The sequence below is a fragment of the Mesorhizobium sp. P2_B11 genome, assembly GCF_056404855.1.
In genome coordinates, this window is record NZ_JBFUDF010000003.1 from 38,996 (window position 1) to 51,758 (window position 12,763).

Annotated in this window: 13 protein-coding genes; 10 read left to right on the forward strand and 3 right to left on the reverse strand. The window is 65.3% G+C overall.

The genetic code is table 11. From position 1 onward, the window contains the following. Positions 1 to 225: 225 nt before the first annotated feature. The 9 genes from AC1DYJ_RS08810 (at position 226) to AC1DYJ_RS08850 (ending at position 7,723) form a co-directional block, all read left to right on the forward strand. The gene (locus AC1DYJ_RS08810; RefSeq protein WP_477426040.1) at positions 226 to 1,284 is read left to right on the forward strand and encodes a PilN domain-containing protein; all 1,059 of its coding nucleotides are present in this window, start codon (positions 226 to 228) and stop codon (positions 1,282 to 1,284) included. Continuing rightward, positions 1,284 to 1,877: a type II secretion system protein GspM gene (gspM, locus tag AC1DYJ_RS08815; protein WP_477280254.1), complete on the forward strand. Its 594-nt coding sequence runs from the start codon at positions 1,284 to 1,286 to the stop codon at positions 1,875 to 1,877. The genes AC1DYJ_RS08810 and gspM overlap by 1 nt, the downstream gene beginning before the upstream one ends. Continuing rightward, positions 1,874 to 2,437 carry a hypothetical protein gene (locus tag AC1DYJ_RS08820; protein ID WP_477280255.1) on the forward strand — a complete coding sequence of 188 codons (564 nt, stop codon included), beginning with the start codon at positions 1,874 to 1,876 and terminating at the stop codon, positions 2,435 to 2,437. Before gspM ends, AC1DYJ_RS08820 begins: the two co-directional genes overlap by 4 nt. Next, entirely contained in the window at positions 2,434 to 3,342 is a 909-nt protein-coding gene (locus AC1DYJ_RS08825; protein WP_477280256.1) for a hypothetical protein, read from the forward strand. Before AC1DYJ_RS08820 ends, AC1DYJ_RS08825 begins: the two co-directional genes overlap by 4 nt. Further along, positions 3,339 to 4,982 (forward strand): GspE/PulE family protein, encoded by a 1,644-nt coding sequence (locus tag AC1DYJ_RS08830; RefSeq protein ID WP_477280257.1) that lies wholly within the window; start codon positions 3,339 to 3,341, stop codon positions 4,980 to 4,982. Before AC1DYJ_RS08825 ends, AC1DYJ_RS08830 begins: the two co-directional genes overlap by 4 nt. Next, positions 4,982 to 6,199 (forward strand): type II secretion system F family protein, encoded by a 1,218-nt coding sequence (locus AC1DYJ_RS08835; protein WP_477280258.1) that lies wholly within the window; start codon positions 4,982 to 4,984, stop codon positions 6,197 to 6,199. Before AC1DYJ_RS08830 ends, AC1DYJ_RS08835 begins: the two co-directional genes overlap by 1 nt. Continuing rightward, positions 6,196 to 6,666 carry a GspH/FimT family pseudopilin gene (locus AC1DYJ_RS08840; RefSeq protein WP_477280259.1) on the forward strand — a complete coding sequence of 157 codons (471 nt, stop codon included), beginning with the start codon at positions 6,196 to 6,198 and terminating at the stop codon, positions 6,664 to 6,666. The genes AC1DYJ_RS08835 and AC1DYJ_RS08840 overlap by 4 nt, the downstream gene beginning before the upstream one ends. Beyond that, positions 6,663 to 7,007, forward strand: a complete 345-nt coding sequence (locus tag AC1DYJ_RS08845; protein ID WP_477280260.1) for a PulJ/GspJ family protein — start codon at positions 6,663 to 6,665, stop codon at positions 7,005 to 7,007. Before AC1DYJ_RS08840 ends, AC1DYJ_RS08845 begins: the two co-directional genes overlap by 4 nt. Before the next feature lie 107 nt (positions 7,008 to 7,114). Further along, positions 7,115 to 7,723: a hypothetical protein gene (locus tag AC1DYJ_RS08850; protein WP_477280261.1), complete on the forward strand. Its 609-nt coding sequence runs from the start codon at positions 7,115 to 7,117 to the stop codon at positions 7,721 to 7,723. A gap of 40 nt (positions 7,724 to 7,763) precedes the next feature. Here AC1DYJ_RS08850 and gspG read toward each other — a convergent pair whose 3' ends face one another. The 3 genes from gspG to gspD are packed head-to-tail and all read right to left on the reverse strand — an operon-like array spanning position 7,764 to position 10,800. Then, a complete protein-coding gene (gene gspG / locus AC1DYJ_RS08855; RefSeq protein WP_477280262.1) occupies positions 7,764 to 8,216 on the reverse strand; it encodes a type II secretion system major pseudopilin GspG in 453 nt (150 codons plus the stop codon). After that, entirely contained in the window at positions 8,216 to 8,716 is a 501-nt protein-coding gene (locus AC1DYJ_RS08860) for a prepilin peptidase (RefSeq protein ID WP_477280263.1), read from the reverse strand. The genes gspG and AC1DYJ_RS08860 overlap by 1 nt, the downstream gene beginning before the upstream one ends. Next, entirely contained in the window at positions 8,713 to 10,800 is a 2,088-nt protein-coding gene (gene gspD, locus AC1DYJ_RS08865; protein WP_477280264.1) for a type II secretion system secretin GspD, read from the reverse strand. The genes AC1DYJ_RS08860 and gspD overlap by 4 nt, the downstream gene beginning before the upstream one ends. A gap of 429 nt (positions 10,801 to 11,229) precedes the next feature. Between gspD and AC1DYJ_RS08870 the strand changes: the two genes are divergently transcribed. Then, a complete protein-coding gene (locus tag AC1DYJ_RS08870) occupies positions 11,230 to 12,759 on the forward strand; it encodes an MDR family MFS transporter (protein WP_477280265.1) in 1,530 nt (509 codons plus the stop codon). Positions 12,760 to 12,763 lie beyond the last annotated feature (4 nt).

Consider the following 12,763-nt stretch of genomic DNA (forward strand, 5'->3'; position numbering starts at 1 on the left):
AGCAACTGACTCGGGCGATTCAATGAAGCGGTTGCTTTTGGGCGCGGCTATGTTTGCCGCAGGCATCTTCGGCGCGGATATATCTCACCGCAGTAACCCACCTCGCCACCAACAAAGCTGTGGCTAATCCGTCCTCCACGTTCTCGCTGATATCCCCGTCACACCAGCCCCTGTAATCTCAGCGCGAAAGCCTTCGGCTTAGAATCAACCGGGGCGAGGTGGCTCGTGGCGGCATTGAGCGCGCAATGTCTGGATTTTCGGGACTGGTGGCTGGACGAGCTGCGAGGGGCGCGGCTTTCGCCGAAGCAGAAGCAGGCGCCTGCCGGCGACTGGATCGTCAGCCTGGCGGATGACGGTATTCGCGTGCGCGAGGCGGGCGCGCCGGAGTTTCAGTCGATCCCGCTGGCGCTCACCGCCTCTTCCGACGAGATCCTGGCGCTGCTGCAGGGTGGGCGTCGGGTCAGGCGGCCGCGCTTCGATGTTGTCATCCAGCCCGGCCTGTTCCTGACACGGCAACTGGCGCCGCGACGGCTGCCGGYCCGGCAGGCGCGCGACATGGCCGAGCTCGACCTGCTGGCCGCGACGCCGCTCGATCCGTCGCAGGTGCATGTCGTGTTTGTGAGGGATGACGGGGCCAGGGATGGCCGGGAGGACAGCTCCTATCATGTCGTCAAGGGCAAGACGCTTGCCGCGGTGCTGGATGCGGTGCGCCGGGCCGGCGGCTCGGTGCGCAGCCTGTCTCTGGCGCAGCCCGAAGCGACGCTGCGCGCCGATCCGCTCAGCCTGGCCGCCATCTGGCCGCCGACGGCGCGTGACCGCCGCAAGCGCCGCGCCTGGATCGCGGCTTGTTCGGCGCTGGCGGCGGCCCTGCTCATCACCTTCGCCCACGCGCATTGGCTGATATGGCAGGCCGATGGTGAACTCGACGCGCAGATTGCCGACGCGCAGGTGCTGGCTAAAACGGCGCGCGCGTCGCTGCAGAAGCGCCAGGCCGGCATCGAGCGGGTCGAGAAAATCCGCCAGGAGAAGAAGACGACGGCGTCGCTGGTGCGGGTCTGGGCCGAACTCACGCATTTGCTGCCCGACACGGCCTGGCTGACCGATCTCTCCGCCAAGGGCGATGACCTGACGATCACCGGCTTTTCCACCTCGGCGGCCGAACTGATCCAGCCAATCGATGCCTCGCCGCTGTTTTCGGCGCCTGAGTTCGCCGCACCCGTGGTCAAGGTGCCCGGACAGGATGGCGAACATTTCACCATCTCGGCCAAGATCGGAGCGCTTTGATGCTCTCCGCCATCCTCAACACCAGCCCGCCGCTGCGCCGCCTGATCGCGCTGGCGGTGGCGGTGGTGGCGGCGTGTCTGTGTGCCTGGCTGGTGTTCGCGGTGTTCGACAGCGTCGCCTCGGCGCGGGCCGGGATCGAGGACAAGCGCGCGCTGCTCGGCCAGCTGCAAAACGTGGCGGCGCTGGCCAAGCGCCTCGACAGCGACGCCAGCCCGGTGGCGGCGGCCACTCCAGAATTCCTCACCGGCGAAAGCGAAGCCATCATTCGCGGCGGACTGCAGAAGCGGCTGAACGCGATCGCCGCCGCCAATGGGGTCAGCGTGCTGTCGGCCGGCAACGCTCCGGCGCTGAGTGAAGGCGGGGTCGATTTCATCGGGCTGCGGGTCAATCTGTCGGGGCAGCTGGAAGGCATCCACAACGCCGTGCTTGCCCTGGAGACCTCGCTGCCGGTGCTGTTCATCCGCGAGGCGACATTGCGCACCACCGATGTCAGCCCGGCCGCCGGCCGCACCGGCGACCCCGAGCTGTTCGCCGAGATCCTGTTTTACGGCCCGCTGCAGACGCAAGCAGCACCCGGCGGGGCCAAGCCATGACGGGCAAGGTCGCAGCGCTGGCAATTGTGGCCGGCATGGCAGTGCTGGTGCTGGTCAATGTCGCGCTCTACAACACGCCGGTCGACATCACCCCGATCAGCTCCGGCAAAGGACATGATGGCGGCCCGGCTTCCGCTGCCGGATCGCTGGAATTTCCCACGGCCGGCGATTTCAGCGAGACGTTCCAGCGGCCGCTGTTCACGCCGATGCGGCGAAAGATCATACCGCCGCCAGCGCCGCCGCCTGTGGAGGTTGCCGTGGCACCGGTCGAACAGGCGCCGGCGCCCGTCGACGTCGCGCCGGGGGCTGCGCCATCGCTGCTCGGCATCAGCATTCAGGGCGGGGCGGGAAAAGCCCTGCTGCGCGTTGCCGGCAAAGATGAAGCGGTCTGGTACACCAGCGGCGAGACCGTCGATGGCTGGACTGTCTCGGCGATCGACAGGGACCAGGCCGTGCTGGAGCGGGACGGCAAGGTGGCGCGCATCCTGCTGAATCCACCATGGACGAACCCGCCGCCAGCTCCACCACCGCCGCCTCCGCCGCCTGAGCCACAACTATGAGCGCGCGCGCAACTGCAGTGGACGAAAGCGCCCGCGCCGGCTTTTCGCTGGTCGCGGTGCTGGTGTTCATGCTGATCGTCTCGGCCATTGTCGTGCCCTTCGCCGTCACCGCCAGGACGCGGCTGATGATCGCCAACAACGAGCTGGAGCAGGAGCGCCTGTCGCTGCTGGCCGAGGGCCTCGGCAATGTGGTTGCGAGCGAACTGACCGGCGAGCAGGCGACGCAAAAGCTGCCACTGGATTCCACGCCAGCCGCATGCCGGTCGGGACAATACAGCTTTGTCCTGCGCGTCCAGGATCATGGCGGGCTGATCGATCTCAATGCCGCCGACGACCGCCTGCTGGGGCTGGGCTTTGCCGCGCTCGGTTTTGAGCAGCAGATGTCGGACGAACTGGCCAAGGCCGCGATGCGGTTTCGCGACAGCGCCAAACTGTTCCCCGGTCTGCCACAGGCCAGAAGCCCGGTCGGGCCGTCCGAGGACAAACAGGCGCCGTTCGAATCCGTATCCGAGCTGCAGGAGTTTTCCGCTCTGGCGCGCATCCCGCTCAGCAACCTGCAGGGAATTTTCACCGTCAACTCCAAGCGCGGCACGGTCAGCGCCGACCGGGCGCCGCGCCGGCTGCGCGCTGTTCTCACCGGCGGCCCCAACGCATCGGTCGTTGCGGGCGCAACCGATGTGTCGGCCTACACGGTTGACGTCGTTGTCAGGCGTGACGGTTCCGGCATTACAGGCGAGGCCGGCTTCGTCATCGAGAAATCGCAGGCAGGTGCGGCGTCGTTCGCTCGCGTTTCGCGCAGCCCGGCCGGCGATGCCTCAGCACTGCCACCAGCCGCGATCACCGCCGGCTGCGAGGCGCTGTTCGGCGCTGACGCGGCGCAATTGCTGGCGAGGTGGAGCGCATGAACGCGTCCGTCCAGACCAAGGGTATCGAGGCGTTTCTCAGCTTTCTCGAGGGCGAGAAGGTGCTGACCGCGCATGCTGCCCAGCGTGCTTTGGGAGCATCGCGAACATCCGGGCACCCGTTTGATACGGTGATGACCGAACTCGGCCTGATCGGTGAGCAGGAGCTTGCCAACAGCCTCAGCCGCTATCTCGAAGCGCCGATGCCGGTGGAAGTTCCTGAGCAGGTCGGCGCCGAAATGCTTGCCGGCGTGCCGCTCGCCTATCTCCGGGAAAACGCCATCCTGCCGCTGCAGATGGATGCCGAGCGGCTGGTCGTCGCCGTCGCCGATCCGTTCTCGTCGGCTACCATCGATGCGCTGGCCTTCCATTATGAGCGGACGCTTTCGCTGCGCGTCTTGCCAAGGCGCGTGATCGCCGAATGCATCGACCGTATCGAGCAATCGGCGCTGGCGGCTGTCACGAATGGCAATGGCGCCGGCGAGATCATGGATTTCGGACCGGACGACCTCGAACGGCTGAAGGATTTCGCCCGCGAGGCGCCGATCGTGCGCTTCGTCGCCGAGACCATCCACAAGGCGGTGGACGCCAGAGCCACCGACATTCACATCGAGCCGCTCGAGGATCACGTCCGCATCCGCTTCCGCCACGACGGCATGCTGTCCACGGTCGACACCGCCTCGATTGCGATGCTGTCGGGCATCTCCACGCGCATAAAAATCCTGTCGCGGCTCAACATTGCCGAGCGCCGCCTGCCGCAGGATGGGCGCATGCGCATTGCCGTGCGCGGCCGGGATGTCGATTTGCGCGTCTCGGTCATTCCGTCCATTCACGGCGAGGCAATCGTGCTGCGCATTCTCGACCGCGCCGGGGTCGAGCTGAAGCTGGAGAAGCTCGGCTTCGACAATGCCGCGCAGGCCAAGATCCGCTCCATGTCGCAAGCCGCCAATGGCATCGTGCTGATCACCGGGCCGACCGGCAGCGGCAAGACGACGACGCTCTATTCGATCCTCGCCGAGCGGTCGCGGCCAGACGTCAAGATCTTCACCGTCGAGGATCCGGTGGAATACCGCATGGCCGGCATCACCCAGCTGCAGGTCAATCCGGCAATCGACCTCGATTTCGCCGCGGCCCTGCGGTCGATCCTGCGCCAGGACCCCGACATCATCCTGCTTGGCGAAATTCGCGACCGCGAGACGGCGCAGGTTGCGGTGCAGGCGGCGCTCACCGGCCATCTGGTGTTTTCCACACTGCACACCAACAGCGCGGCGGGCGCGCTGACGCGGCTGCGCGACATGGGCATAGACGGCTATCTCCTGGGCGCCACGATCCGCGGCGTCATCGCGCAGCGGCTGCTGCGCCGTGTCTGCCCGGCCTGCCACGGCGTCGAGCAGGTCGGCTCGCCCTGCCGCACCTGCAACGGCTCGGGCTATAGCGGGCGCACGGTGACTTACGAAATGCTGCAAGTGTCGCCGCGCATCGCGGAGTTGATCGACCAGGGCGCCGGCGAAATGGAGATCGGCCGCATAGCCGCGCAAGACGATCTGGTGCCGATGTCGGTCCACGCCACAGCGCTTGCCCGCGCCGAGGTCACCACCATGGACGAGGTCCGGCGTGTCATCGATCTCGCGGGAGACGGCTGATGCCGGCCTTTGCCTATCGCGCCTATCTCGTCGACGGCAGCACCGAGACCGGTGTTCTCGATGCCTCGACCAAGCAGGAGGCGGCGCGCAAGCTGGCGCAGCAGGGCCGGCGGTCCTACCATCTTGCGCCGGTGAGCAGCGACAAGACGCAGTTGCGCCTGCCGGGCCGCAGCGCACTGACCTTTACCAGGAAGGTCGATCTCAGCCGGCTGTTTTCCGAGTTGTCGGTGCTGCTGAATGCCGGCTTCACCGTTGATCGCGCCTTGGGCGCGGTCATCGCGGGCGAAGCCAATGGCCAGCGGCGCCAGCAGCTGCAGTCGGTGCTCGATCTGACGACAGGCGGACGGCCGATTGCCGAGGCCTTTGCCGCCCTGCCGGGCATCACCTCCGATGTCGCAGCACTTCTCGCCAGCGGCGAGCGCAGCGGCAAGATGGCCTATATCTGCCAGCGGCTGGCGGACACGTTCGAAGCAACCGCCAAGCGCCGCGCGGCAATCGGCGAGGCGCTGGCCTATCCGGCCTTTCTGCTTCTGGTGATGAGCGGGGCGCTGGTCATCCTGGCGACGGTGCTGGTGCCGGCGCTGGAGCCGATCTTTGAGGGCTCGTCCGCACCCAAGCCGTTCACCATGAAGATGCTGTCCGTGTTCGGCACGGTGTTTCGCGACTACCCCTTCGTCTTTCCGCTGGCGGCAGTGCTCGGCCTTTTGTCCTATCTCCTGATATCCCGCTCTGCCGGCGCCAGAAGACAGGTCTCGCACGCGGTGTTGAAGATACCGCTGATCGGCGCGCTGGTCCGGGACGCGGTGATTGCGCGTTACCTCGAAACGCTGGCCTTGCTGCTCGGCAATGGCGTGGCGATGACCGAGGCGCTTGGGCTTGCCGCCAATGTGTCTAGGCAAAACTCGCTGGCGGCAAGCTTTGCCTCGATCGAAGACAATGTCGCCAATGGCGCGCGCCTGCACGGTGCGATCGTCAAGGCGGGGATTTTCGATCATGCGACGATGTCGCTGGTCTCGCTCGGCGAGGAGGCGAACGCATTGCCGGTGGTGCTCGACCGCGCCGCCAAAATGCTGCAGCTGACACTGACACGGCGGATCGACACGGTGCTGAAGCTGCTGACGCCGGCGCTGACGATCTCGCTCGGCTTCCTCGTCGGCAGCCTGGTCATTTCGGTGATGACCACGATCCTCTCGATCAACGATCTGGCGCTGCAATGAACGCGCGGCAAGCCAGCGCAAAGGCGGACGCGACGGCCGGGTTCACCCTGGTCGAAATGCTGGTGGTGCTGGCGATCATGGCGCTTGTCGCAACGATTGCCGCGCCGGGGCTGGTCAGCCACTATCGTAGCAAGACCCTGGAGGCGATGGCCGGCGAGATCACCATGCGGCTGCGCCTGTCGCGCACAACGGCAATCGCCACCGCGCGGCCAAAGCAGGTCCTCGTCGATCTCGGCGCCCGCACCATCCGCTTTGGCGAGCGCGATGTTTTCGCCTTGCCGGACGACGTCAAACTGACCGTGGTCACCGGTCAGGAGACCGTCGTCGCCGACCGCCAGACGGTGCTGACTTTCCTGCCCGACGGCAGTGCGTCCGGCATGGACATTTCGCTGCAGCAAAAAGGCCGGACCGCACGCATTGCGGTCAACTGGCTGACCGGGCTGCCAACATGGCGGGCGCTGCCATGACCGAGCCTTCTCCCGAAGACGGATTTTCGATCCTGGAGATGATCGTGGCCATGACCATCCTGGCGCTGGTGCTGGGCATTGCCAGCCAGTCTATCGTGCTCGCCAGCCGCAGCATCGCCACCGCCAAGGCGCAGATCGAAGCGGCGAGGGCGGCCCGCATCATGCTGGCTGACTACGAGGCCGGGACAAGCGGTTCAGGCGAGCGGGTGCAATCCGGCTGGCGGTTGCAGGCGCGCCCGATCATGGTGTCGAAAGCCAAGATGGCCGCCGTCGTCATTGCCAGAACCAGCGGCGCCGGCCAGCCGTTCTTGACCTTCGTGCCGGTGAAGGACCAGCAATGATCGGGCGGCGGATCCGAGCCTATGCGGATCGTGGCGGTCCGCCATCCGGCTGGCGTGTTCTCAAACAGATATTCCGTTCCCGCAGGCGTCCCAAATCATCGGGATCGATGGAAGGCTTCGCGCTCATCGACGTGCTGGTCGGGCTGGCGATGATCGGCGTGATCTCCGCGCTGATGATCGTCTTCCTCGGCCAGGCGCGCACGATGATGCGCATCCAGAAGACGACCGAGATGCAGATGGAGGTCGATGCCGCGGCGCGATTTCTCGAGACGGCGATCGGCAGCGCCGAACCGCTGCCGCTGTCGCAGTCGACGCCCGACATGGTGCTCTACCTCAGCGGGACCGGCGCGCGCATCGAGTTCAATGCCGTTCAGGCCATAGGCTTCAAATCCTCCGCTTTGCGCGAGATCGCCGTTTCGCTTGGAAGCGACTTGACGATCACTCAGAAAATCCGGCGCGGCACCGATGCCGCCAAAGCGACCGGAGGCGAACCGGTGCGGCTGATCGCCGGCGTCAGCGCGGTCAGGTTCGAGTATCTCGACGGGTCGGCCAAAATTCCATCGTGGTCCTCGACCTGGGCCGAGCCGCGGCGTCTGCCCGCTGCCGTGCGGTTCACCATCTCGGTGGTGAGGGATGGCGCCACCTATTCGTCGACGGGCTTTGCCCGCCTCGATCTGGCTGATATCCAGCCGCCGCCGGCGAAGGGAGGGGCCTGATCGACCCCGGCCTCGTTTCAGCCGGGATCGATCACGGGGATCAGTTGGTGATGTCCTGGTCCTCGCCGGTGCCGTCCGGCTTGCCGTCCTTGCCAAGCGTGCGGATGACCACGCCGCTCGCATCGGCCTTCACTTCATAGGAATAAGGCTTGCCCCAGGGATCCTTGAGGCCGCCCTTGAGATAGGGCCCGTTCCAGCGCGCTTCGCCGGCGGGTTGCGTGACCAGGGCGGCGAGGCCCTCTTCGTCGGTCGGGTATTTGGCGTTGTCGACATAGTAGAGTTCGAGCGCGCTTTCGATGTTGCGGATCTGCGCCTTGGCGGCGTTGGTCCTGGCCGAGCCGAGATAGCGCAACACCTGAGGGGCGGCGAGCGTCGCGATCAACGCAATGATGGCGAGCACCACCAGAAGCTCGACCAGCGTGAAGCCGCTTTCGCTGGAGTCGCGGTCGCGGCGGGATTTTTCGGAAGCTCGGCTAAAGCGCAGCGTGATCATCAGAGCAGTCCCATGTTCAAACCGGCAAATTGTTCCAGCACCCAGCTAGAGCCGAGGCCGATGGCGATAAACGGACCGAAGGCGATGCGGGCGCGCGCGGCTGCCGGTCCTGTCGCAACCACGTGCCCACCGACGAACAGCAGCGCGGTGGTGCTGGCGATGAACAGCAGCATCGGCAACAGCAGCGGGTCGATCCAGCATGCGGCGGCGGCCAGCATCTTGACGTCGCCGAGGCCGAGCCCGATCCGACCGGTGATCAGGAAATGGCCGCGCCGCAGCAGCCAGGCGGCAGCGAGCGTTGCGGCGGCGAAGAGGAGATGCAGCGGCAGGCCGTCAGCGCCGGCGGCTCCCTGATAGCCAAGGCCGATCGCCGCCAGTGCAAGGTTCAAGCGGTCCGGGATGATCTGGCGGCGGAAATCGGCGATCGAAATCGCGGCGAGAATGGCCGCCAGGGCGATCGTGGCAGCCAGCAGAAGCGATGGGTGCGCGGCTGTGATCAATAGGCAAGCCTCTTCAAATCCTGCTGCAGCTTGGTGCCGCCGCGGCGCTTCTGGATCGGCGTCTGCAGGCTGATCTTGCCGCGGAATTCGTCGGTCACTTCGCGCGCCTCGTTGATGTCGCGCACGACATGCGGCCGAATGAAGATGATCAGTTCGGTGCGGATAATCTTGTCGTCTTTCTGTTTGAACGCATTGCCGAGGATCGGGATGTCGCCGAGGATCGGCACCTGTGTGCGGCCGACGCTGTTGGTCTGCTGGATGAGGCCGCCCAGCGCCAGGCTCTCGCCGTCATTGACCAGCACGCGGGTCTGGATCTTGCGCTGCTGTATGGTCGGTGAATCGATGCCGGAGCTCTTCGTCTCGGCAACGTTGCTGACCTCCTGCTGAATGTCGAGCATCACCCGGCCCGCATTGTTGATGCGCGGCGTCACCGTCAGGATGACGCCGGTGTCCTTCATCTGCACCGAGTTGATGATCGGCGCCGAGCCGTTGCCGGTATCCTGCGATTGCTGGGTCAGGATCGGCACCTGGTCGCCGACCTGCAATATCGCCTTCTGGTTGTTCAGCGCCATGATGGTCGGCGCCGAAATGACGTTGACATCGGTGATCGAGGCCAGCGCGTTCAGCGTCACCTGTATGTTGTCGGTGGCATAGCTCCAGTTGAAACCCGGCAAAGTGGCGGCGGCAGCCGCCTTGGCCACGTCGGTCACCGATACCTTCGTGCCGCCATTCTCGAAGAACCAGCGCAGGCCGTATTTCAGCTCGTCGTTGAGCGTCACTTCGGCAATGACCGCTTCCAGCATGACTTGCGTCGGCAGCACGTCGACCTTGGTCAGGATCTGCTCGATGCGCTCGTAGTCGCGCGCCGTGGTCTGGATCAGCAGCGCGTTGTTTTCGATGTCGGCGACAACGGTGGCGTGGGCAGGCGGCTGCCCGTCCTGCTGAGGCAGCGATGGCGACGGTCCGGTCAATGGCACCGGGGTGATGCCGTCCGACTGCATGGCGATCGGCGTCTGGTCAGGCGACACGTTCGAGCCGCCTGAATCGCCCTCGGTCTTGACCGAGGTGCCGAGAACGGAGCTCAGCACCGCGGCCAGTTCCTTGGCCGGGCGGTTCTGGATCTGGTAGACGAACAGCTGATCTTCGTTGGACTCGGCCAGCCTGTCGAGCTTGTTGATCCAGCTTGCGGCCCGCGTGAGATAGGCCGGACGCGAGGTGATCACCAACACCGAATTCAGCCGGTCGTTGGGTATGAACTGGATGAGCTTGGCGCCCGGCCCGTCTTTTGTGCCGAAGATGGAATCGAGCTCGGCGGCAACGGCCTCGGGCTTCGAGGTCTTCAGCGGGTGCAGCGCCACCGACATGCCGCGCATCCAGTCGACGTCGAACACCGACACCGCCTCGCGGATGGCATTGAGGTCGCTGTCGTTGCCGGCGACGGTGATCAGGTTTCGGGTGGCATCGACCCTGAGCACCGAGCCCTGGCGGGTGATCGGCTCGAGAATGGTCTTCATCTCGTCGGCGGCGATGTATTGCAGCTGCAGCACCTGCACCTTGACGCCTGGACCTGACGGCGACACTGAAGGCACGCTGACCGGCGGTGTGCTGGACATGATCTCGGACAGCGGCACTATCTGGTAGGTGCCGGCGCGCTTGGTGATGCCCGCGGCGTTCACCGCCAGCGCCGATTCCAGTATATCGACCAGCGCGTCCTTCGACACCGGCTGCGAGGTCTGCAGCGTCACCGTGCCTTGCACGCGCGGGTCGACGATGTAGTTGAGGTGCAGCGCGTCACCGAGCACCGCCTTGGCCGCGTCGGCGATCGGCGCGTTGACCAGATTGAGCTCGAACTGGCCCGAGCCGTCTGTCGTCACCCTTGTGACCGGGGCGCCGGACGAGACGAACTGGCCGGACCCCTGATACTGCGCGCCGTTGAAGCGCTGCCCGGCGGCTGCGGCCGAGGTGACGGTGGACGGTCCGGTGTATCCTGCCCGCAAGGGCGAGTTCTTGGCGTGCAGGCTGTCGATGGTCTCGGTAAAAAAGTCCTTGCCCGGCGCGGAAGTACAGCCAGCAATAGCAAGCATTGTCAGGCACAAGATTACGCGATTGCTTGACCCGATTGCCATACGCCCGATTCCCCAAGGACTTTAGTCTAGGACGTCCTGAGGTTCAGCGCTTGGATTGATGGGGAGATTTGGAGTCTATCCACAGGGTTAGTGGCAGGGTGAGCGGGCGCTACCAGAGGTTGGGTCTGGTTCTGTTGCGGAAATGCACGTCGACATCCTCCCGCAGGAGCCGGGGCGGGGAGGAGGAGGGGCGCTCCGGCTCCCACGGGAGGACCTCACCGGGGGCGCGCGTGAAGCGGCTCCTGGCGATGCCAGTTTTCCAGGATACGGCCATCGGTGTGCTTCTGGTTCGCCCGGGACGGACTGCGTCCAGGCATGGCGTTATCGCCTATTTGACACCTCTCGGCTGTGAGCACATAAATCGCGCCCCAAGTTACGGAGACCCCAATGACTGTCGAGCAGACGCTACCGGATGCGGCGCCGGTGGAGGCCGAAGCCAGGCCTGATCTGACGACACTGGTCGTCTATTTCGGTGCGTTGATCGCCATGTTCATGGCTACTATCGACATGCAGATCGTCGTCACTGCCTTGCCCACCATTGCCGGCGAACTGGGCAATCTGCATTTGTTCGGCTGGGTGGGTGCTGCCTATCTGCTCTCGACCGCCGCGGTATCGCCGTTCTACGGCAAGCTTGGCGATATGTATGGCCGCAAGAATGTGGTGCTGACGGCGATAGGTCTTTTCCTGGTGGGTTCGCTGGTCTGCGGCATGGCGTGGTCGATGGAAAGCCTGGTCGCGGCGCGCGTGCTGCAGGGCATCGGCGGCGGTGGCCTGATGGTCTCGGCCTTTGCCATGATCGGCGAGCTGTTCGGACCGCGCGACCGCGCCAAATACCAGGGCTACAGTTCGGCGGTGTTCGCGCTGTCGTCGGTGCTCGGCCCGCTGGCCGGCGGCTACATCACCAGCCTGTTCGGCTGGCGCTGGGTATTCCTGGTCAACCTGCCGATCGGCATTATCGTGATGGCGGTGCTGGCGTTCGCCATGCGCAGCCGGTTCAACGAGAAGCGGCACCACATCGACTATCTCGGCGGTGCGCTGCTCGCCATCGGCACGACATCAATCGTCTATTGGGGCTATCACGTGCTCGACCCTACCGGGCCGGACCTTTTCACCTTCGCACTGCCGCTTCTCGCACTGGTCGCCATCGCCCTGTTCATCATGGTCGAGCGCCGGGCCGACGAGCCGATCGTGCCGCTGCGGCTGTTCGGCAATTCGACGGTCAGCATCGTCTCGGGCGTGTCGCTGGTCGCCGGAACGGTGACGCTCGGCATGTTCTTCTATTTCGCGCTCTACATGCAGACGCTGACGGGTCTGAGCCCGGCCGAAGTGGGCTTCCTGTTCCTGCCGGCGTCGCTGACGTCGATGGTCATCTCGATCGTGGCCGGGCGGGTGATTGCCGCAACCGGACGCTACAAATGGATGCCGGTTGTGGCGATGGCCATTGGCGGGTTCCTGATGCTGGGCTTCGTCATCACCAACCAGCACACGCCAATCTGGGTGCTGGCGACGATGATGGCTGTGTTCGGCATCAGCATGGGCCTGCAATTCCAGGTGCTGATCGTGGCGATCCAGGCGGCAGCACCCCTGCAGGATATCGGCGCGGTGACGTCGCTGATCACGCAGGCGCGGACGCTCGGAGCATCGCTTGGACTGGCGCTGAACGGCGCGGTGATGATCTGGGCGCTGAACCGGCAGACATCAGAGCTTCCCGCCGATGCTGCCGCCCTACTGCCGCAGGGCCTGAACGGGCTGACCCCGCATCTTGCATCGAGCCTGCCGGACGCGATCCGCGAAGTGGTGCTCGGCCATTACTCCAGTGGGTTCAACGTGATGTTCATCTGGGTGGCGGCACTCTACTTCGTTGCCATGGGGCTGACATTGCTGCTCGAGGACAAAGAGATCCCGAAACGGGGTTGAGCGG

What these genes read in the sequence shown, in the direction of transcription:
- gspM (WP_477280254.1), top strand. Translation starts at nt 1,284, where the DNA reads ATGCTCTCCGCCATCCTCAACACCAGCCCGCCGCTGCGCCGCCTGATC.
- AC1DYJ_RS08820 (WP_477280255.1), top strand. Translation starts at nt 1,874, where the DNA reads ATGACGGGCAAGGTCGCAGCGCTGGCAATTGTGGCCGGCATGGCAGTG.
- AC1DYJ_RS08825 (WP_477280256.1), top strand. Translation starts at nt 2,434, where the DNA reads ATGAGCGCGCGCGCAACTGCAGTGGACGAAAGCGCCCGCGCCGGCTTT.
- AC1DYJ_RS08830 (WP_477280257.1), top strand. Translation starts at nt 3,339, where the DNA reads ATGAACGCGTCCGTCCAGACCAAGGGTATCGAGGCGTTTCTCAGCTTT.
- AC1DYJ_RS08835 (WP_477280258.1), top strand. Translation starts at nt 4,982, where the DNA reads ATGCCGGCCTTTGCCTATCGCGCCTATCTCGTCGACGGCAGCACCGAG.
- AC1DYJ_RS08840 (WP_477280259.1), top strand. Translation starts at nt 6,196, where the DNA reads ATGAACGCGCGGCAAGCCAGCGCAAAGGCGGACGCGACGGCCGGGTTC.
- AC1DYJ_RS08845 (WP_477280260.1), top strand. Translation starts at nt 6,663, where the DNA reads ATGACCGAGCCTTCTCCCGAAGACGGATTTTCGATCCTGGAGATGATC.
- AC1DYJ_RS08850 (WP_477280261.1), top strand. Translation starts at nt 7,115, where the DNA reads ATGGAAGGCTTCGCGCTCATCGACGTGCTGGTCGGGCTGGCGATGATC.
- gspG (WP_477280262.1), bottom strand. Translation starts at nt 8,216, where the DNA reads ATGATCACGCTGCGCTTTAGCCGAGCTTCCGAAAAATCCCGCCGCGAC.
- gspD (WP_477280264.1), bottom strand. Translation starts at nt 10,800, where the DNA reads ATGCTTGCTATTGCTGGCTGTACTTCCGCGCCGGGCAAGGACTTTTTT.
- AC1DYJ_RS08870 (WP_477280265.1), top strand. Translation starts at nt 11,230, where the DNA reads ATGACTGTCGAGCAGACGCTACCGGATGCGGCGCCGGTGGAGGCCGAA.